The organism is Candidatus Pelagibacter sp. HIMB1485 (assembly GCF_052048055.1).
Lineage (GTDB): Bacteria > Pseudomonadota > Alphaproteobacteria > Pelagibacterales > Pelagibacteraceae > Pelagibacter.
The window spans coordinates 71,837-92,285 of the sequence record NZ_JBNAIN010000002.1 but is presented as its reverse complement, the minus strand read 5'-3'; the positions used below and the strand labels follow the sequence as shown (position 1 = coordinate 92,285).

Annotated in this window: 19 protein-coding genes and 5 tRNA genes; 20 read left to right on the top strand and 4 right to left on the bottom strand. The window is 30.2% G+C overall.

Features of this window, described 5'->3' with window-relative positions; genetic code table 11:
* Together map and sfsA are read right to left on the bottom strand one after the other, a co-directional pair.
* Positions 1–771, bottom strand: coding sequence for a type I methionyl aminopeptidase (gene map, locus ACTTA4_RS02990; protein WP_440633462.1), 771 nt, complete (start codon positions 769–771; stop codon positions 1–3).
* Positions 764–1,462, bottom strand: coding sequence for a DNA/RNA nuclease SfsA (sfsA, locus tag ACTTA4_RS02985; RefSeq protein ID WP_440633461.1), 699 nt, complete (start codon positions 1,460–1,462; stop codon positions 764–766). The genes map and sfsA overlap by 8 nt, the downstream gene beginning before the upstream one ends.
* A 20-nt stretch (positions 1,463–1,482) precedes the next feature.
* On the opposite strand from sfsA, the gene ACTTA4_RS02980 reads away from it, so the two are divergent.
* The 8 genes from ACTTA4_RS02980 to ACTTA4_RS02945 all read left to right on the top strand — a co-directional run bounded on the left by ACTTA4_RS02980 (position 1,483) and on the right by ACTTA4_RS02945 (position 6,841).
* Complete coding sequence (locus ACTTA4_RS02980) at positions 1,483–2,232, top strand: competence/damage-inducible protein A (protein ID WP_440633460.1); 750 nt, start codon at positions 1,483–1,485, stop codon at positions 2,230–2,232.
* Entirely contained in the window at positions 2,232–2,633 is a 402-nt protein-coding gene (locus ACTTA4_RS02975; protein WP_440633459.1) for a gamma-glutamylcyclotransferase family protein, read from the top strand. Before ACTTA4_RS02980 ends, ACTTA4_RS02975 begins: the two co-directional genes overlap by 1 nt.
* Before the next feature lie 5 nt (positions 2,634–2,638).
* Positions 2,639–3,337: a hypothetical protein gene (locus tag ACTTA4_RS02970; RefSeq protein WP_440633458.1), complete on the top strand. Its 699-nt coding sequence runs from the start codon at positions 2,639–2,641 to the stop codon at positions 3,335–3,337.
* 105 nt (positions 3,338–3,442) lie between these two features.
* Complete coding sequence (locus tag ACTTA4_RS02965; protein ID WP_440633457.1) at positions 3,443–4,567, top strand: glycosyltransferase family 4 protein; 1,125 nt, start codon at positions 3,443–3,445, stop codon at positions 4,565–4,567.
* A gap of 231 nt (positions 4,568–4,798) precedes the next feature.
* A complete protein-coding gene (locus tag ACTTA4_RS02960; protein WP_440633456.1) occupies positions 4,799–5,713 on the top strand; it encodes an NAD-dependent epimerase/dehydratase family protein in 915 nt (304 codons plus the stop codon).
* Positions 5,714–5,837: 124 nt separating this feature from the next.
* A tRNA-Leu gene (locus ACTTA4_RS02955) sits at positions 5,838–5,923 on the top strand.
* A gap of 4 nt (positions 5,924–5,927) precedes the next feature.
* Positions 5,928–6,698 (top strand): NAD kinase, encoded by a 771-nt coding sequence (locus tag ACTTA4_RS02950; protein WP_440633455.1) that lies wholly within the window; start codon positions 5,928–5,930, stop codon positions 6,696–6,698.
* Positions 6,699–6,703: 5 nt separating this feature from the next.
* On the top strand, positions 6,704–6,841 hold the full coding sequence (locus ACTTA4_RS02945) for a hypothetical protein (RefSeq protein WP_440633454.1): 138 nt from the start codon (positions 6,704–6,706) through the stop codon (positions 6,839–6,841).
* 9 nt (positions 6,842–6,850) lie between these two features.
* Here ACTTA4_RS02945 and ACTTA4_RS02940 read toward each other — a convergent pair.
* Together ACTTA4_RS02940 and rlmB are read right to left on the bottom strand one after the other, a co-directional pair.
* Positions 6,851–6,926: transfer RNA gene (locus ACTTA4_RS02940), tRNA-Thr, on the bottom strand.
* A 33-nt stretch (positions 6,927–6,959) separates the two neighbouring features.
* A complete protein-coding gene (gene rlmB, locus ACTTA4_RS02935; protein WP_440633453.1) occupies positions 6,960–7,703 on the bottom strand; it encodes a 23S rRNA (guanosine(2251)-2'-O)-methyltransferase RlmB in 744 nt (247 codons plus the stop codon).
* A 130-nt stretch (positions 7,704–7,833) separates the two neighbouring features.
* Here rlmB and ACTTA4_RS02930 point away from each other — a divergent pair.
* The 12 genes from ACTTA4_RS02930 to rpoC all read left to right on the top strand — a co-directional run bounded on the left by ACTTA4_RS02930 (position 7,834) and on the right by rpoC (position 20,425).
* Positions 7,834–7,919 (top strand) — tRNA-Tyr (locus tag ACTTA4_RS02930).
* A 46-nt stretch (positions 7,920–7,965) separates the two neighbouring features.
* Positions 7,966–8,039 (top strand) — tRNA-Gly (locus ACTTA4_RS02925).
* 46 nt (positions 8,040–8,085) lie between these two features.
* Positions 8,086–9,276 (top strand): elongation factor Tu, encoded by a 1,191-nt coding sequence (tuf, locus tag ACTTA4_RS02920; protein WP_262589086.1) that lies wholly within the window; start codon positions 8,086–8,088, stop codon positions 9,274–9,276.
* A gap of 10 nt (positions 9,277–9,286) precedes the next feature.
* Positions 9,287–9,362, top strand: a tRNA-Trp gene (locus ACTTA4_RS02915).
* 17 nt (positions 9,363–9,379) lie between these two features.
* Positions 9,380–9,571 (top strand): preprotein translocase subunit SecE, encoded by a 192-nt coding sequence (secE, locus tag ACTTA4_RS02910; RefSeq protein ID WP_262589088.1) that lies wholly within the window; start codon positions 9,380–9,382, stop codon positions 9,569–9,571.
* The gene (nusG, locus tag ACTTA4_RS02905; RefSeq protein ID WP_262589089.1) at positions 9,571–10,101 is read left to right on the top strand and encodes a transcription termination/antitermination protein NusG; all 531 of its coding nucleotides are present in this window, start codon (positions 9,571–9,573) and stop codon (positions 10,099–10,101) included. The genes secE and nusG overlap by 1 nt, the downstream gene beginning before the upstream one ends.
* Complete coding sequence (gene rplK, locus ACTTA4_RS02900) at positions 10,101–10,526, top strand: 50S ribosomal protein L11 (RefSeq protein ID WP_262589090.1); 426 nt, start codon at positions 10,101–10,103, stop codon at positions 10,524–10,526. The genes nusG and rplK overlap by 1 nt, the downstream gene beginning before the upstream one ends.
* Entirely contained in the window at positions 10,526–11,215 is a 690-nt protein-coding gene (gene rplA, locus ACTTA4_RS02895) for a 50S ribosomal protein L1 (protein WP_440633452.1), read from the top strand. Before rplK ends, rplA begins: the two co-directional genes overlap by 1 nt.
* Positions 11,216–11,220: 5 nt before the next feature.
* Positions 11,221–11,739 (top strand): 50S ribosomal protein L10, encoded by a 519-nt coding sequence (rplJ, locus tag ACTTA4_RS02890; protein WP_428081222.1) that lies wholly within the window; start codon positions 11,221–11,223, stop codon positions 11,737–11,739.
* A gap of 6 nt (positions 11,740–11,745) precedes the next feature.
* Complete coding sequence (gene rplL, locus ACTTA4_RS02885; protein WP_262589092.1) at positions 11,746–12,111, top strand: 50S ribosomal protein L7/L12; 366 nt, start codon at positions 11,746–11,748, stop codon at positions 12,109–12,111.
* A gap of 56 nt (positions 12,112–12,167) precedes the next feature.
* On the top strand, positions 12,168–16,253 hold the full coding sequence (rpoB, locus tag ACTTA4_RS02880; protein WP_440633451.1) for a DNA-directed RNA polymerase subunit beta: 4,086 nt from the start codon (positions 12,168–12,170) through the stop codon (positions 16,251–16,253).
* Entirely contained in the window at positions 16,253–20,425 is a 4,173-nt protein-coding gene (gene rpoC / locus ACTTA4_RS02875) for a DNA-directed RNA polymerase subunit beta' (RefSeq protein WP_440633450.1), read from the top strand. The genes rpoB and rpoC overlap by 1 nt, the downstream gene beginning before the upstream one ends.
* Positions 20,426–20,449 lie beyond the last annotated feature (24 nt).

Below are 20,449 nucleotides of genomic sequence, written 5' to 3'. Positions count from 1 at the left end.
TTATAAGTATGGAGGCTTTGAATAACCTTTAGCAGATTCTGTAAAGATTTCATAACCATTTTCAGTAATTCCTAACGTATGTTCAAATTGAGCTGATAAAGATTTATCTTTTGTGACAGCAGTCCAACCATCATTTAACATTTTAACATCATATTTACCTGAATTTATCATAGGCTCTATTGTAAAAGTCATTCCAGGTTTTAACTCTGGTCCTGAATTTTTATTTCCATAATGTAAAATGTTTGGTGGTTCATGAAATGTTGTACTTATACCGTGACCACAAAAATCTCTAACAACAGAGTATCCTTTTTCTTCAACAAATGATTGAATTTGGTAACCAATATCACCTAATTTAACTCCTGGTTTTAAAATTCTAATTGCTCTCATCATAGATTCGTAAGTAGCATCTATTAGATTGTTTAATTTAATTGGTGTTTTACCAATGCAAAACATTCTACTGGTATCACCATAATGTTCATCTACAATTGCAGTAACATCAACATTTACCGCATCACCATATCTTAAAACTCTATCTGAAGGAATTCCATGACAGACAACATGATTTAATGAAGTACATAAAGATTTTGTAAAACCTCTATAGTAAAGTGGAGCAGAGTGTCCTCCATTATCTCTTATAAATTCATATCCTAATTTATCTAAATAGTCTGTTGAGACACCTTCCTTAATGTTATCAGTTAACATATCAAGCGTCCTTGCTGCTAAATCACCAGCAACTCTCATTTTTTCAAATTTTTCTTTATAATCACTCATCTAAAATTTTAAGTTTTTTATCTATAATAATTTTTTTTGAACTTATATCACATTTATAAGCTAGAAAATTTACCCCAGCTTTTTTAGCTTTTTTATAATTTTCATAATATTCTTCATCTATATCTTTAGCTATTTTAAAATATTTCATATTTTGAATTTGAACTAAAAAAATCAGATAACCTTTGTAACCTTTATTTATGGCATCAATAAGAGTTAATAAGTGTTTAGACCCTCTTGAAGTGATGGCATCTGGAAACTCAGCAGTTTCTTTGTCTCTAAATAAAGTAACGTTCTTGACCTCTACAAAGCTTTTTTTATTTTTTTTTTCTAGCAAAAAATCAAATCTAGTTTCCTTATTAAAAAATACCTCAGGTTTTATTTTATCGTTATTTTTTAATTCTTTGATCAAATTATTTTCGATAGCATGATTTACTATCTTATTAGCCATATGAGTATTGACACCTACTAATTTTTTTCTTGATTTAATTATTTCAAGTCCAAACTTTAGTTTTCTCTTAGGATCATTATTTGGTAGCAAATACACTTCATTACCTTCATCTAATAAACCTTTCATAGAACCCGTGTTAGGACAATGAGCTGTGACAATTTCTTTACCAAGTTTTATGTCGGTAAAAAACCTTTTGTAACGTTTGATTAGTTTGCCTTTTACTAAAGACTTGGTAAATTCCATGAGTAAATTATATATTTCATATGGATAAAAAAGCAAAATTTAAAGCTTCAATTTTAATTATTGGAAATGAAATTTTATCAGGAAGAACACAAGATACCAATACCTCAACATTAGCAACCTGGTTAAATTCTATAGGGGTAAAAGTTGAGGAAGTTAGAGTAATCCCTGATGTAGAAAATACTATAGTTGAAACACTAAATTTACTTAGATCAAAATATGATTATGTTTTTACAACTGGTGGTATTGGACCTACACATGACGATATAACAGCTCAATCAGTTTCAAAAGCATTTGGTATAAAATACGAAGTTCACAATGAAGCTTTCAAAATTCTAGAAGAATATTATCAACCTGGAGAATTTAATCAGGGAAGACAGAAAATGGCATGGATGCCTGAAAATGCAAATCTTATTTTAAATCCAACAAGCGGCGCTCCAGGATTTAATGTTGAGAATGTTTATTCGCTTCCAGGGGTTCCTTCTATATTAAAATCTATGTTAGGTGGATTAACAAATAATATAGTTGGAGGTGAACCAATCAAAAGCTTAACTATAAGTTTAAGAACAGTTGAAAGTGAAATAGCAAGTTCATTAACAAAAGTACAAAATAATAATTTGGACGTAGAGATTGGTAGTTATCCATTTTTTCATGCTGGGAAGCTTGGTGTATCGATAGTTATTAGATCAGAAGATCAAAATAAAATTGATGATTGTAATTTGCAGATTTTAAAATTTGTAAATGAAAAAAAAATTGAGGTAGTTGAACGCTAATGTTGTATTTTGCTTACGGTAGTAATCTCCACCATTTTCAAATGAAACGAAGGTGCAAAGACAGTGTTTTTTTAAAAAAAATAAATTTAAAAGATTTTAAATTAACATTTAGAAGCAAATATAGAGCAGCAGACATTGAGCCAAAAAAAAATTCCATCGTACCTGGTGGATTATTTGAAATTTCAAAAAGTGATGAGAAAAAGTTGGATGTTTATGAGGATTTTCCAATTTTATATAAAAAACATTATTTTTATTATTATGGAAAAAAGGTCATGACTTATACTATGGTGAAAAAAACTCCTTTTATGTATCCGACTGAACGATATCTAAATATTGTTAAAAGAGGTTATAAAGATTGTAAACTGAATTATTCAGCTTTAATCAAAGCAATAAAGCAATAAATAAATTGATAAAATTAAATTCAAAATCAAAAAAATTACTTCTTTTGCAACGAAATGAATTGCTTTCAAAAAAACAGTATAAATTAAGAAAAATTTTTGGAAGATTAATTTTTACAAATTTTTTTGTTAATTTTTTTCAAAATCCAAATATTGAAAAAAATGCTGAATTTCTTTTTTCTAAAGAGATTGAAACATTTAAAAATTATTTACCACACTCTGTGAAGAATATAATTGATATTGGATGTGGATTAGGCATTATAAATATCTATTTAAACAATTTGTATTTAACCAAACCTAAGTTTTTTCTTTTAGATAAAAATAAGATTGATAAAAAAATAAAATATGGTTTTAGTTATAAGTATGAGAGCTATAACGATTTAAATGAGACTAAAAAATTACTTTTAGAAAATAAGATAAATATCGAATCTATAAAAGTGTTTGATGTTGAAAAACAAATTAAAATAAGTGAAAAAATAGACTTGGTAATCTCATTAAAATCAATGGGATATCATTATCCTTTTGAGATATATAAAGGTTTATTTAAAAAATGCTGTTCAAGTAATACAGTATTTATTTTTGATGTAGCTGATGATTATTTTAATGAAAAAATTTTTAGAAAATATTTTGATACTTTAGAGGTTATTTATGAGGAAAAAAGTATCCATCCACTAAAAAGATTATATTGTACAAACTTAAAATTTTAGAAAAAGTATTTTTTTTAATATTAAATTAAATTGAGAATATTTTTGATTATAATATCCTATAAGTAAAAATGATTAGATTAATTTGTTATATTTGAGAGTGATTGAATGAAAAATATTATCCATATCATTTCTATGAAAAGAGGACTAGGAGGTGTTCAGCAATCTTTCTTATCATATTACAAATTTGCTCAACATAGCTCAAGATATAAACATTATATTTTTAGCAATCATGAAGTATCTAAAAATTATGGTTATTTAAGAAATTTTTTTAAAATACAAAAAAACTTTTTTACTTTTTTAAAACATATAATTTCAAAAAATTCTATTATTTATTTACACAATAAGTTGCCTAGTAAAAAAATATTTTATTTACTTAAATTATTACCAACAAATAATAATATTATATTTGCTGAGTCAGGTACAGCTTGGAATATTAAAACACAAGATCAGATAGAAATTTATAAAAAAAATGCAGATTTAGCAAAACAAATAATTGTATGTTCTATCGCAACAAAGCACATGTTAGTTAAAAGGTTCAAAATAAACGCAAAAAAAATAAAATTAATTTATAATGGTCAAGAAGATCCATTAATAAAAAAAAAAAATTCAAAAAAAAAAAAATTAAATATTGGTTTTATTGGAAGATTAGAGACAATTAAAGGTGCTCATTTATTTATTGAAGCTGCTAATTTACTAAAAAAAAAAAATTTAATTTTTTGGATAGCAGGTGATGGTGATTTAGAAAAAGAACTTAAGGAAATATCTAAAGGAAATAAAAACGTTAATTTTATTGGTAATGTAAAAAATCCTTTTGATTTTATTAAAAATTTGGATATTTTAGTTGTACCATCAATCAGGGAACCTTTAGGTCTTGTAAGTATAGAAGCTGGTCTTTGCAAAGTTCCAGTTATTGCATCCAATATTGATGGGATACCAGAGGTTATTTCAAATAAACATAGCGGGATATTGATTAATCCAACTAGAAAAATAAATCTAAAAAAATATAATAATCAAAAATCTTTACCAAATTTTGTCATAAACCCAAATAATCAAAAATTAGTTAAACCCAAAGAATTAGATCCGAAGATATTATCAAAATCTATTTTATTATTATCCAAAAATAAAATATTAAGATTAAAATATGGCCTTAAATTATATCAACATGTAAGAAAAAGGTTTTCAATCAAGAGTTATTTTAAGGGTATCGAAGATTTATATGAACAATTTTAATTACTAAAACAATTAACTTTAAAAATCTCAAATTGAAACTTTGATAAGGCAAAACAAGCATAACTGAGACAATAGATAAAAAATATGTTACTTTAAAGTTAAATTTAAATATAGTCTAATAGGATTGTTTGATAATTTTTATAGTTTAATTCAATCAATAGAATTAATGAGTACAAATTATTAATAGATAAATATAAAAAATTATATATTAAGTTAATTAAAGTATTAAATATGAAAAATGTATTAATTACAGGTCACAATGGTTTTCTTGGAAAAGTTTTAATAAAAAAATTAAAAAATAAAAAACTAAATGTATTTGGTATTTCTCGAGGAATTAATCCAAGTTTGGAATGTGTAAATTATTTTGGAGACGTCACTGATTTAAATAGACTTCACAATATAATGTCTTCAAAAAGTATAGATACTGTAATTCATTTAGCGGGAAAGGCAATTGTTTCAGAATGTGAAGAAAGTCCATTTGATGCTTTTAAAGTAAATGGATTAGGGACCGCAGCGGTATTGGAGGCATCTAGAATAACTCATGTAAAAAAAATAATTTCTGTAGAAACTGACAAGGTTTATGGTAAGCAAAAGATAATGCCCACACCAGAAACTTCTAAATTGAATCCAGGAGGTCCTTATGAATTTTCAAAAGTTTTATCGGCTGAAATTTCAGATTTCTATCGAAAATATTATAAGATGAATATTATTAGTGTAAGGCCAGCTAATTTAATAGGAGGTGGTGATCATAATACAACAAGGATAATGCCAAACGCTTTTAGACATATATTACAAGGTAAAGGAATTCCTATTTATGAAGAAGCTAAAAAAATGACAAGAGATTTTATATATGTGTCAGATGTTGCTGAAGCATTATATATTTTGTCTAAAAGAAATAATAAGCATTACAGATATAATTTAAGTCCTAATAAAAAAATAAATATTTATGAATTTGGTAAGTTAATTAACAAAACATTAAAATGCAAAGTGCCTCCGCAAATAATAAAAAAAAATATTAAATTTAAAGAAATACCTGAGCAATCAATTGATGGTTCTTTGTTTGAAAAAGAATATAATTTTAAATATACAGATTTAAAAACTATTATAAAAAAATCTTTTCTAGAATATAAAAAAAATATTGTTTAAATTAACGTTAAGAATCAAAAAGATACTAAGATCATAAATTAAGTATAAAGAATAAATTATAAATTTTACATATTTAACTTGTTCAATTATAAATATTAACATAAACACTAATAAAATCTTTGATGCCCTCGTGGTGAAATTGGTAGACACAAAGGACTTAAAATCCTTGCCGCTTGCGGAGTGCCAGTTCGAGTCTGGCCGAGGGCACCATTAAATGAGCATGCTTCAAATAATTTCTGATAATAATAAAAAATCTTCAAATATAAAAAAAATTCTATTAAAGAAAATTAAATCAAATCATTATCAAAACAAGAATTTAATTATTGTTATTGGGGGCGATGGTTTTATGCTCCAAACTCTTAAAAGAAACAAAAATTCAAATAAATTTTTCTATGGGATTAACTCTGGAAACTATGGTTTTTTAATGAATAAATTTTCTTCGAAAGATGTTATAAAAAACCTTTCTAAAGCAAATATGGTTTCAATTTCTCCTTTAGAAATGATTGTAAAAAATAAAAATAATCAAATCAAAAAATCTATAGCGATTAATGAAGTTTCTGTATTAAGGCAGAGCAGACAAGCAGCTTCGTTATCAATCAAACAAGGTTCTAGACAAATTATAAAAAAATTAGTTTCTGATGGAGTTTTGGTGTCTACACCTGCTGGAAGCACTGCTTACAATTTATCTGTTCATGGACCTATATTAAGTCTTCATTCAAAAAAATTATCCATATCTCCAATTAGCGCATTTAGACCAAGAAGGTGGAAGGGTAAAATAGTTAATGATAAATCTAAAATTGTTATCACAAATCTCAATCCATCTAAGAGACCCATTAGTGCAGTTGCAGATAATTTGGAAGTAAGAAATGCAAAATCTATTACCGTTAAAAAAAATAATAAAATTAAGTTTAATCTTCTCTATGATAAAAGTAGAAGTCTACAAAAAAAAATTAAAATTGAACAAATAAGAAAAGAAACAAGTTAGATTTAATGAATAAATTTAATCCAATTATAATAGTTGCTTTAGTTTTGTTTGCAGGATTTTTTGCATTTAAATTAATGTCATTCTTCGGTTGCTATGTTCGTATCGAGAATTTTGATAAGTGTTTGAAGTTAACTGCTTGGTAAAGAAAGAAGTGGTGCCCCCGCACGGATTCGAACCGCGGACCTATTGATTACAAATCAATTGCTCTACCAACTGAGCTACAAGGGCATGCGCAATAATTATTAATTATTTGTTAAATAATCAACTCTTTTTTTTTAAATAACTTAAATGATGAAACACTATTGCTGCACTATTTGATATATTCAAACTTTCTATTTCTTCATTGATGTCAATTTTGACAAAAAAGTCTGCATATTTTCCAGTGTGTTGCCTCATTCCAAATCCTTCTGATCCAAAAAGTAAAATATTATTTCCCTCCCATTTGACATCAGTAAAATCTTTTTGGCCCTTTGAATCAAAACCATAAACCCAAAAATTTTTTTCTCTTAAATTTTTTAAAGTAGAATTAATATTTGAAACTTCAAAAATATTTACATGCTCCATACATCCACTCGCTGATTTATACATTAGTTTACTATCCTTTGGAAAATGTCTCTCTTTAATAATTACACCATCAATTTTAAAAGAAGCTGCACTTCTAATGAGTGAACCTATATTTCTTGGATCAGTAACTTCATCCAAACATACAAAGGTTAAATTATTTTTTTCTTTAATAAATTCCTTTAATTCTGGTTGATCTAAATGTTCAATCTCAGCAACATATCCATTATGCATTAATTGTTCTTTTGATGAGTATTTGTCTAACTCTTTTTTTGATTTAAAATAGACTTTTACCTCTTCAAGAAGATTTGTATTTGGATTTTTTCTATGAATATTTTTTTTAGCATCCTCTGTTAAAAATACTCTTAAAACTTTCCTATTTGGATTACGCAATGCTTCCATTACCGCATGTTGACCAACAATAAAAAAAGATGATTTATTCATAAAATTATGATCTGTTTTACACGGTTTTTAATAGTTTTTCTTAATAAATCACGTGTTGCATTTGGATAAATAAAATATATAAAACGCATGTTATTTGAAGCTATATTAAACAAGGGGACACTTCCCCAAAGGAGGGGTTCCAGAGCGGTCAAATGGGGCGGGCTGTAAACCCGTTGACTTCGGTCTTCGAAAGTTCGAATCTTTCCCCCTCCACCATTTAATATAATTTTAAATAACAATGGAGTGTTACTCTTGGGGTCGTGCGGGTGTAGTTCAATGGTAGAACGCTAGCCTTCCAAGCTGGATGTAAGGGTTCGATTCCCTTTACCCGCTCCAAGAAATTAAAGTAAGAAACAAAAAAAAAAACTGAGGTTAAAAAGAAATGTCAAAAGAAAAATTCGTACGAAGTAAACCCCACTGTAACATTGGGACTATTGGTCATGTCGACCATGGTAAAACAACTCTTACTGCAGCTATAACAAATGTATTAGCTGAAGCTGGTGGTGGAACAGCTGTAGCATACGATCAAATCGATAAAGCTCCAGAGGAAAAAGAAAGAGGAATTACAATTTCAACAGCACACGTTGAATATGAAACTGAGAAAAGACACTATGCTCACGTAGACTGCCCTGGTCACGCTGACTATGTAAAAAATATGATTACTGGTGCTGCACAAATGGATGGAGCAATATTAGTTGTTAATGCAGCTGATGGTCCTATGCCACAAACAAGAGAACATATTCTTTTAGGAAGACAAGTTGGTATTCCAGCAATTGTTGTTTACTTAAATAAAGTAGACCAAGTTGATGATAAAGATATGATTGAACTTGTAGAAGAAGAAATTAGAGAACTTTTAACTTCATACAAATATCCTGGAGATACAACTCCAATCGTTAAAGGTTCGGCTTTAGCAGCAGTTGAAAAAAGAGATGATGAAATTGGAAAAAATTCAATTTTAGAATTAATGAAAGCTGTTGATGAACATATTCCACAACCAGCTAGAGAAGTTGATAAACCATTCTTGATGCCAGTTGAGGACGTATTTTCAATTTCAGGAAGAGGAACAGTTGCAACTGGAAGAGTAGAATCTGGTGTAATTAAAACTGGTGAAGAAGTTGAAATCGTTGGAATTAAAGAAACAAAAAAATCAGTTTGTACTGGAGTAGAAATGTTTAGAAAACTTTTAGACTCTGGTGAAGCTGGTGATAACGTAGGAATTTTATTGAGAGGTATTGAGAGAACTGACATTGAAAGAGGTCAAGTTCTTTGTAAGCCTGGATCAATAACTCCTCATACTAAATTTGAAGCTCAAGCCTATATTCTTAAAAAAGACGAGGGTGGAAGACACACTCCTTTCTTTACAAAATATAGACCGCAGTTTTATTTTAGAACAACAGACGTTACAGGAGAAGTAGAATTACCAGCAGGTACTGAAATGGTTATGCCAGGTGATGATGCTAAATTCACAGTTAAACTGATTACACCTATTGCAATGGCAGAAAAATTAAATTTTGCTATTAGAGAAGGTGGAAGAACTGTTGGAGCAGGAGTAGTAACTAAAATTATAGAGTAACTCTATAAATAGGAGTGTAGCTCAATTGGTAGAGCGCCGGTCTCCAAAACCGGAGGCTGAGGGTTCGAGTCCCTCCGCTCCTGCCAATTTGAGCTAAAGAATTATGAAGAACCCGATTAAATTTATTCAGGAAGTAAAACAAGAGGCTTTCAAAGTTACTTGGCCTACTTGGAAAGAAACTTTGCAAGGTGCTTTAATGGTATTCGTTATGGCAGTTGTAATGTCTTTATTCTTTCTTTTATTAGATCAGGTTCTTAAATTCTTCTTAGAATTGTTGTTAAAGGTGAGTATTTAATGAAAAATTGGTACATTGTTCAATCACACTCCAGTTTTGAAAATAAAGTTGCTTCATTAATTAAAGAAGAAGCAGATAAGGCTAAAATAAGTGAGAAATTCGAGGAAATTATAGTTCCAACTCACGATGTAACGGAAGTTAAAAGAGGAAAGAGAATTCAAAGAAAAAAGAAATATTTTCCTGGATACGTATTAATAAAGAGTGAAATGGATAACAATATTTATCATATGATCAAAGGAATAAAGAGAGTTAGTGGTTTCCTTGGATCAAAAGGCATCCCAGTACCTGTTTCTGATAAGGAAGTTGAGAAGATTTTAGGCCAAATTAAAGATGGTGTGGCTCAGCCAAAATCTGGTATAGATTATAGCGTTGGTGAAAAAGTTCAGGTTGTTGATGGTCCATTTGCATCATTTAATGGAATGATTGAAGAAATTGATGAAGAAAAAGCTAGACTTAAGGTGTCAGTTTCTATATTTGGTCGTCCAACACCGGTAGATTTAGAATATAACCAAGTTGAGAAAGTAAGTTAATGGCAAAAGAAATAAGTGGATTTATAAAATTACAAATTAAAGGCGGACAAGCTAATCCTGCTCCTCCTGTTGGTCCTGCTTTGGGTCAACGTGGCGTTAATATAATGGAATTTTGTAAAGCATTTAATGACAAAACAAAATCTATGGCTGGAAAACCTGTTCCAGTTGAAATTACTGTTTATAAAGATAAAAAATTTGATTTTAAAATTAAATCACCACCAGCATCTTTTTATATTAAAGAAGCTGTTAAATTAAAAGGTGGATCAAAAGAGCCAGGGAGAAATATTGTAGCTTCAATTTCAAAAAAACAATTAGAAGATATTGCTAAAGAAAAAATGAATGATTTAAATGCCCACGATATAAATGAAGCAGTAAAAATTATTGCAGGTTCAGCTAGATCAATGGGTATAGAGGTGAAAGAATAATGTCTTCAAAAAGATATAAAAAATTACCAGAAAAAACCAAAGACTTAAATGCAGAGTCCATTGAAAAATTATTACCTGAACTGAAAAAAAACTGCACAACAAAATTTGATGAATCTCTAGATTTAAGTTTTCAAATAAATAACAAACAAAAGAAAAGTGAAGTCAACATCAGAACTGTAGTAAATCTTCCAGGAGGAACAGGTAAGAAAGTAAAAGTTGCTGTTGTTTGTGAAGATAATAAAGCTCAAGAAGCAAAAGATGCAGGTGCAGATATTGTTGGTGGAGATGAATTTGTTGAACAAATAAAAGGTGGGGATTTAAATTTTGAAAAATTAATTTGTACACCAGGAATGATGATTAAACTTTCGAAATTAGGAAAAGTATTAGGTCCTAAAGGATTAATGCCAAATCCAAAACTTGGTTCAGTATCTGAAAATATTAAACAAGCAGTTACTGATGCAAAATCAGGACAAGTTGAAATTAGAAATGATAAAGATGGAAATATCGGGGTAAGTATTGGAAAAAAATCATTCAGTGATGATCAATTATTAAAAAATTATAATGCAATAATAGATGCATTAGAAAAAGAAAAGTCTAACAACACACTCAAAGGTGATTTAATAAAAGGTGTTTTTGCAACTTCAACTATGGGTGTTTCATACAAAGTTAAATTAGGAAAATCGATATAACTATGATGAACAAAGAACAAAAGAAAAATTATATTGAAGAAATGACCTCTAAATTTGAGAGCAGTAAAGCAGTGATGGTTACACACTATCAAGGCTTAACAATGACTCAATTAGATGATTTAAGAGCAAAAATGAGAGAGCATGGAATTGTCTTTAAGATCACTAAAAACAGAATTACAAAATTAGCGTTGGAAAAAACTAAGTGTAAAGATTTATCTAATCTTTTCACAGGTCCAACAGCAGTTGCATTTGGTGAAGATGCAATAATGTCTGCAAGAATTTTGTCTAAATTTGCCAAAGATAATGAGAATCTTAAATTAATTGGTGGAATAATGGATGATGAGGTTTTGGATCAAGCCGGTGTCCAAAATGTTGCTAGTTTACCTACACTGGATGAAGCAAGAGCCAATATTGTAGGTATTTTAAACGCTCCAGCTTCAAAATTAATTAGTATTTTGCTTGCACATTCGGAAAAAATGAGTAGTTTGTCCGCAGAAAATTCTGAAACACAACCCAAAGAGTAGAAAAATATGCCTGACCTAAATAAAATTATTGAAGATTTATCAAGTTTGACTGTTGCAGAAGCAGCTGAACTTTCAAAACAGTTAGAAGAAAAGTGGGGTGTAACTCCAATGGCAGCAGCAGCTCCAGCAGCAGCAGGTGGTGCAGCTCCAGCAGAAGAGAAAGATGATTTCACTATCATGCTAGTTTCTGCAGGTGATAAAAAAATTAATGTTATTAAAGAAGTAAGAGCAGCTACTTCATTAGGTTTAAAAGAAGCAAAAGATCTAGTAGAGGGAGCACCAAAAGAAGTTAAATCTGGTGTTAACAAAAAAGATGCTGAAGAGATCAAAGCTAAATTAGAAGCTGCTGGCGCAAAAGTAGAACTTAAATAAATTAATTAGAAAGAATTCAAATACTGATTATTTTTAATCAGTATTAATAAATATAGATGCAATTATCTTTTACTGAAAAGAAAAACATTAGAAAAAGTTTTGGTAAACTAAAAGAAAGCTTATCAATACCAAATCTTATTGAAGTTCAAAAAAATTCTTACAAAGAATTAACCGAATTCTATGCTGAAACCGAATTAACAAAAGGTTTTGATAGAGTATTCAAAAGTATTTTTCCAATTGAAGATTTGAATGACAAGGCAACTCTTGAATATGTTTCATACAGATTAGAAAAACCTAAATTTGATGTTGAAGAATGTATAACAAGAGGTTTAACATATTCCTCAGCTCTTAAATGTACTTTAAGATTAGTTGTTTACGAAATAGATCAAGAGAACAATACTAAAGATATTTTATCAGCAAAAGAACAAGAAGTTTACATGGGTGAAGTTCCTATGATGACCAACAGTGGAACGTTTATTACCAATGGTGTTCAACGTGTTGTTGTAAACCAAATGCATAGAAGTCCAGGTGTTTTCTTTGATCATGACAAAGGAAAAACACATGCAAGTGGTAAATTATTATTTAATTGTAGAGTAATACCTAACAGAGGATCCTGGTTAGATTTTGAATATGATGTTAAAGATTTTTTATATTTTAAAATCGATAGAAAGAAAAAAATATTTGCCTCAACATTGCTTTTAGCTTTAGGTTTTTCTAAGTCAGAAATTGTTGATGAATTTTATGATAGTGAGCAATACATTTTTGATTCTAAGACAGAAAAATGGAAAACTAAATTTAACCCTGAAAATTATAAAGCTAAAAACTTTTCAGAAGAAGTAATTGATGCAAAAACTGGTGAAGTAGTAATAAAATTAGGAGATAAGATAAATTTTTTAAATGCTAAAAAATTAGCTAACGATGGACTTAAAGATATTTTAGTTTCAAGGGAATCTCTTTTTGGAAAATTCTTACATAGAGATGTTAAAGTGAGTGATGAAGAAGAGGGTACGTTTAAAATTGGTACCGAGCTTAATGATGCAATTATTCAACAAATATTGGATGCAAATATTCACTCTTTACAAATTTCTGTAACAAATTCCATAAATAAAGGACCATATTTATTAACAACAGTTTTAGCAGACAAAAATAACTCTAAAGATGAAGCTATAACTGAAATATATAAAATGCTAAGACCTGGAGAGCCGCCAACAATAGAAATAGCTACTCAAATATTTAGTAATCTTTTCTTTAGCTCAGACAGATATGATCTATCTGATGTTGGTAGAGTGAAAATGAATTCAAGACTAAACCAAGAGTGTTCTGATAAAATTACAATCTTAAGAAATGATGACATTATTGCAATCATTCACAAAATGTTAGATTTGCGAGATGGTAAGGATGATGTTGATGACATTGATCATTTAGGAAATAGAAGAGTACGTTCTGTAGGTGAGTTAGTTGAAAACCAAGCAAGAATTGGTGTTTATAGAATGGAAAGGGCTATTAAAGAAAAAATGACTACTCTAGATGTAGAATCTGCGATGCCACAGGATTTAATTAACGCAAAACCACTAACTGTTTCATTGAAAGATTTTTTTGCTAGCTCTCAACTTTCACAGTTTATGGATCAAACGAACCCATTATCTGAAATTACACATAAAAGAAGAGTTTCTGCTCTAGGACCAGGTGGATTAACGAGAGAAAGAGCGGGATTTGAGGTTCGAGACGTTCACCCTACTCATTATGGAAGAATTTGCCCAATTGAGACTCCAGAGGGACCAAACATCGGTTTGATAAATAGTTTATCAACTTATGCAAAAATAAATAAATATGGTTTTATTGAAAGCCCATATAAAAAAGTAAAAGATGGAGTTGTGCAGGATAAAGTTGAGTATTTATCTGCAATGGAAGAAACCAAATTTACAATTGCTCAAGCAAATACAAAGTTAGATAAAAATGGAAAGATAGTTGAGGAACTTGTTTCTTGCAGACAAAATTTAAATTTCCTTTTATCAAAACCTGATGCAATTGATTATATCGACGTTTCACCAAAACAACTTGTTTCTGTTGCAGCTTCTTTAATACCTTTCTTGGAAAATGATGATGCTAACAGAGCTCTAATGGGTTCTAACATGATGAGACAAGCAGTTCCTCTTTTAAAACCAGAATCTCCATTGGTAGGTACTGGAATTGAAAGTGATGTGGCTTTAGACTCTGGTGTAACGATTGTTGCTAAGAGAGATGGAGTTGTTGATAAAATTGATGGTAAGAGAATTGTTATTAAAGTAACAGAAGAAACTGATTTTAGTGAATCAGGTGTAGATATTTATAACTTACAAAAATTTAAAAGATCAAACCAAAATACATGTATTAACCAAAGACCACTTGTTAGAGTTGGTGATAAAGTTAAATCTGGCGATATTATTGCAGATGGTCCATCAACAAAATTAGGTGAATTAGCACTTGGAAAGAATGTAACAGTAGCATTTATGCCATGGCAAGGTTACAACTTTGAAGACTCAATTTTGATTTCAGAAAGATGTGTAACTGACGATGTATTTACTTCAGTACATATTGAAGAATACGAAATAATGGCAAGAGACACAAAACTTGGAGAAGAAGAAATTACCAGAGATATTCCTAATGTTAACGAGGAAGCTTTAAAAAATCTTGATGAGTCAGGAATAGTTTACATTGGAGCTGAAGTAAACGCTGGTGATATTTTAGTTGGAAAAGTTACACCAAAAGGTGATTCAGCATCAGGACCAGAAGAAAAACTATTAAGATCAATTTTTGGAGAAAAAGCTATTGATGTTACCGATACATCTTTGAGAATGTCACGAGGTGCTAGTGGTACAGTTGTTGATGTAAGAGTATTTAACAGACATGGTATTGAAAAAGATGAAAGATCAATAACTATTGAAAGAGCTGAAATTGAACAAGTTCAGCAGGATAAATTAGTGGAGGAAGAAATTTTAGAGAGAAGTATAAAACAAAGAGCTTCACAAATTCTATCAGGATCATCATTAACTAAAAAAGTAAAAGATTTATCTGAAGGAACAAAACTTGATTTTGATGTAATTAACAATCTTTCTATAAATGATGTATTTAAAATAACAGTTGGAAATGTAAATGATGAAGCAACTTTGGCACAACTTAAAGATCAATACAACAAAGCAAAACAGGACATTACAGAAAGATTTGAAGATAAAGTTTTAAAAATTAGAAGTGGTGATGATTTATTACCAAGTGTTATGAAAATGGTAAAAGTTTTTGTAGCTATTAAGAGAAGATTAAGACCAGGTGATAAAATGTCAGGAAGGCACGGTAACAAGGGTGTTGTTAGTAAAATAGTACCTGTTGAAGATATGCCATATAGAGAAGATGGTAGACCAGTAGATATTGTTTTAAATCCTCTAGGTGTTCCAAGTAGGATGAATGTAGGTCAAATTTTAGAAACCCATCTAGGTTGGGCTTGTAAAGAATTTGGTGAAAAGATTAAAAACTTAGTTAATGAAAATAACAAAAAAATAGAAAGAACTGAAAAAATAGAAAAATTCTTAAAGTCTGTTTATGGAGAAGATACTTTCAATGAAAAAGTAGACAAATTAAGTAAGAACGAATTTAAAGACCTGTGTGAAAATCTACAAAATGGTATTGCAATATCAACACCTGTTTTTGATGGCGCTAAAGAGAAAAATGTAACTGACATGTTAGAGTTAGCGAACTTACCAGGATCTGGTCAAACTTATTTGTGGGATGGAAGAACTGGAGAAAAATTTGATAGACCAGTTACTGTTGGAATAATTTATATGCTGAAACTTCATCACTTGGTTGAAGATAAAATTCATGCAAGATCTACAGGTCCTTACAGTTTGGTTACACAACAGCCTCTTGGTGGTAAAGCACAATTAGGTGGTCAAAGATTTGGAGAAATGGAAGTGTGGGCTCTTGAAGCTTACGGTGCTTCTTATACTTTACAAGAAATTTTGACTGTAAAATCTGATGATGTTGCTGGTAGAGTTAAAGTTTACGAAACTATAGTTAAAGGTGAAGAGAATTTCGAGTCTGGTATTCCAGAGTCATTTAACGTCTTAGTTAAAGAAATTAAATCATTAGCATTAAACGTGGAGCTTAATTAATGAAAAAAGAATTAACTGATTTATTTAAAGGAAGCGAAATTTCAGAAGCGCAAAATTTTAATAGTATTAAAATTTCTTTAGCTAGTCCTGAAAAAATTAAATCTTGGACATTTGGAGAAATAAAAAAACCAGAAACTATAAATTATAGAACTTTTAGACCAGAAAAAGACGGTCTATTCTGTGCAAGAATTTTTGGTCCAATCAAAGATTATGAATGTTTATGCGGAAAGTATAAACGAATGAAATTTAGAGGTATCATATGTGAAAAATGTGGCGTTGAGGTAACAAAATCTAATGTAAGAAGAGAGAGAATGGGCCACATTAATCTTGCAACTCCTGTGGCACATATTTGGTTCTTGAAATCATTACCAAGTAGAATTGCACTTGCGGTAGATATGAAGTTGAAAGAGATCGAGAGAGTTCTTTATTTTGAAAATTTTATAGTAATCGAACCGGGATTAACTGGTTTGCAAAAAAACCAACTTTTAAATGAAGAGGAATTAGCTAAATATCAAGATGAATTTGGAGAAGAAAGCTTTACTGCAGGTATTGGAGCAGAAGCTGTTCTTGAGATGTTAAAAAATCTTGACTTAGAATTAGAAAGAAAAAATCTTATTAGCTTTATTAAAGAGACTAAATCTAAAGTTAATGAAGAAAGAGCAATTAAGAGATTAAAACTAATAGAGTCGTTTATCGAAACTGGTCAAAAACCAGAGTGGATGATTATGACTGTGGTTCCAGTTATTCCACCAGAATTAAGACCCTTGGTTCCACTAGATGGTGGTAGATTTGCTACTTCAGATCTTAACGACCTATATAGAAGAGTTATTAACAGAAACAATAGATTAAAAAGATTAATGGATCTTAAAGCTCCAGACATCATTGTTAGAAATGAAAAAAGAATGCTTCAAGAATCTGTTGATGCTCTTTTCGATAATGGAAGAAGAGGTCGTGTTATTACTGGAACAGGTAAAAGACCACTCAAATCTCTTGCAGAAATGCTTAAAGGTAAGCAGGGTAGATTTAGACAAAACTTATTAGGAAAAAGGGTAGATTACTCTGGAAGATCAGTAATTGTTGTCGGTCCAGACTTAAAATTACATGAGTGTGGATTACCAAAAAAAATGGCTTTGGAGTTATTTAAACCTTTTTTATACGCAAGATTAAACAAATTAGGTTTAGCATCTACAATTAAACAAGCTAAAAAATTAGTAGAGAAAGAAACTAATGCTGTATGGGATGCATTAGAATTAATCGTAAGAGAGCACCCTGTTTTATTAAATAGAGCACCGACACTTCATAGACTTGGTGTTCAAGCTTTTGAACCAAAATTAATTGAAGGTGATGCAATTGAGCTACACCCTTTAACTTGTGCTGCTTTCAATGCTGACTTTGATGGTGACCAAATGGCTGTTCACGTACCATTAAGTTTGGAAGCTCAGTTGGAAGCAAGAATATTAATGCTATCAACAAACAACATTCTATCACCTTCAAACGGTAAACCTATTATTGTTCCAAGTCAGGATATGATTTTAGGAATATATTATCTTTCACAGGAACCGGTATCAGATAAACCGTCTGGATACTTTACTAATTCTGATCAAATAGAGTTTGCATTATCTTCAGGTGAAATTAACGTTCATAGCACTATTATTTCAAGATATGAAACTGTTGATGAACAAGGAAATAAAAAGATTGAAAAATATACATCAACTGCAGGAAGATTTTTATTAGCCAACCTATTACCAAAAAATAGCAATATTAAATTTTCATTAGTTGATAGATTGCTACCAAAAAAAGTTGTTTCTGAAATAATTGATGTGGTTTTCAGATTCTGTGGTCAGAAAACGACAGTTATTTTCTGTGATAAGCTTAAAGATTTAGGATTTAAGCATGCATTTAAAGCAGGAATTTCATTTGGAAAAGATGATTTAATTATTCCTGAAAATAAAACTCAATTAATTGATGATACTAAAAAATTAATTGCAGATTATGAAACTCAATATGCCGAAGGTTTGATTACAAGAGGAGAGAAGTACAACAAGGTTGTCGACGCATGGTCTAAATGTACTGATAAAGTTGCAGGTGAAATGATGAAAAGAATTTCTGCAACTGAAAAAACTGAAGAGGGTTTAAAAATAAATTCAGTATTTATGATGGCTGATAGCGGTGCTAGAGGTTCAGCAGCGCAAATGAAACAATTAGCTGGTATGAGAGGATTAATCGCAAAACCTTCAGGTGAAATTATTGAGAGTCCAATTATCTCTAACTTTAAAGAAGGTTTAACAGCTTTAGAGTATTTTAATTCTACACACGGCGCAAGAAAAGGATTAGCAGATACCGCCCTTAAAACAGCAAGCTCTGGTTATTTAACAAGAAGATTGTGTGATGTTGCTCAAGATCTAACAGTAACAAAAATTAAATGTGAAGAACCAGGTTTTATTGAACTATCAGAGATCTTAGAGGGGGGTAATGTAGTTGTTAGTTTGGCAGAAAGAGCACTAGGTAGAGTTACAGCTGCTGAAGTGAAAAATCCTTTAAGTGGTGAGGTTATAATCAAAAAGTCTGAAATGATTGACGAGGCAGGTTGTGATAAAATTGATGCAGCAGGTGTTAAATCTATAAAAGTTTATTCAGTAATGACTTGTAGTTCTAAAGAGGGTGTTTGTGCTACTTGTTACGGAAGAGATTTATCTAGAGGTAAAATGGTGCATGTGGGTGAAGCAATTGGTATGATTTCAGCTCAATCAATTGGAGAACCAGGTACGCAGTTAACGATGAGAACGTTCCACGTTGGGGGAACAGCTTCGGTTAAACAAGATAACCAAATTATCAGCAAAAGCGATGGAACATTGAAAATTATTAACTCAAATATTTTAGAAGATTCTAAAAAGAATTTAATTGTTATGGGAAGAAATACTCAACTTTCTATTGAGGATGATAAAGGAGTTCAAATAGCAGTTTATAAAGTTGCTTATGGATCAAGATTATTTTTTAATAATGGAGATAAAGTTAAAGCAAATACAAAAATTTGTGAATGGGATCCATATACAACTCCAGTTATTGCTGAAAAGAGTGGTATTGCAAGTTATGTTGATTTAATAGATGGTGTATCAATTCAAGAAACTACTGATGATGCAACTGGTATTTCATCAAAATCTGTGATTGATTGGAGAGGTCAATCTAAGAGTACAGATTTAAAACCAAGAATTACTTTAAGAGATGAAAAAGGAAATGTAATTAAAAAAGCAGATGACAATGAAGCTAGATATTACTTAGTACCAGATTCGATTTTATCAATTAAAGATGGTCAAAAAGTTTATGCTGGCGATGTTATTGCAAGATTACCTAAAGAAACAACAAAAACTAAAGATATTACCGGAGGTCTTCCAAGAGTAGCTGAACTTTTCGAAGCTAGAAAAGCTAAGGACAGTGCTATTATTGCTGAAAATGATGGAAGCGTTGTTTTTGGAAAAGAAGTTAGAGGTAAACAAAGAATTTCGATTGTTCCAGAAGACGGATCAGAACCATCAAATTATTTAATTCCAAAAGGAAAACACATTAACTTTAATCCTGGTGAAAAAATTCAAAAAGGTGAATATCTTTTAGATGGACAGCCATTACCGCATGATATTTTAAGAATTTTAGGTATTAAAGAATTAACAGAATATTTTGTTAATCAAGTTCAAGAAGTATATCGATTACAAGGTGTAATTATTAACGATAAACATATTGAAACAATTCTAAGACAAATGCTTAAGAAGGTTGAAGTTAAGGTATCTGGAGATTCAAGCTATTTACCGGGTGAAGTAGTTGATAGAATCAAGTTTGATAATACTAATGAAAAATTAGTTGCTGAAGGCAAAACTCCTGCAGTTGGAGAAAGAGTTTTAATGGGTATTACTAAAGCTTCACTTCAAACAGAATCATTCATTTCTGCTGCATCTTTCCAAGAGACAACAAGAGTATTAACAGACGCTGCAATTAAAGGGAAAGTTGATCCATTAAACGGTTTAAAAGAGAACGTAATAGTTGGAAGATTAGTTCCTGCTGGAACGGGTAATATCAAGAACAGATGGAACAACAAGGCCTTAGAAGATGATAATAGCTTCTTAGCAGAACAAGATAAACTTGAAGCTTCTGAGCCTGAAGAAACACAAGTAAATCAATAAAAAAATCACCTAAAAATTGCAGTT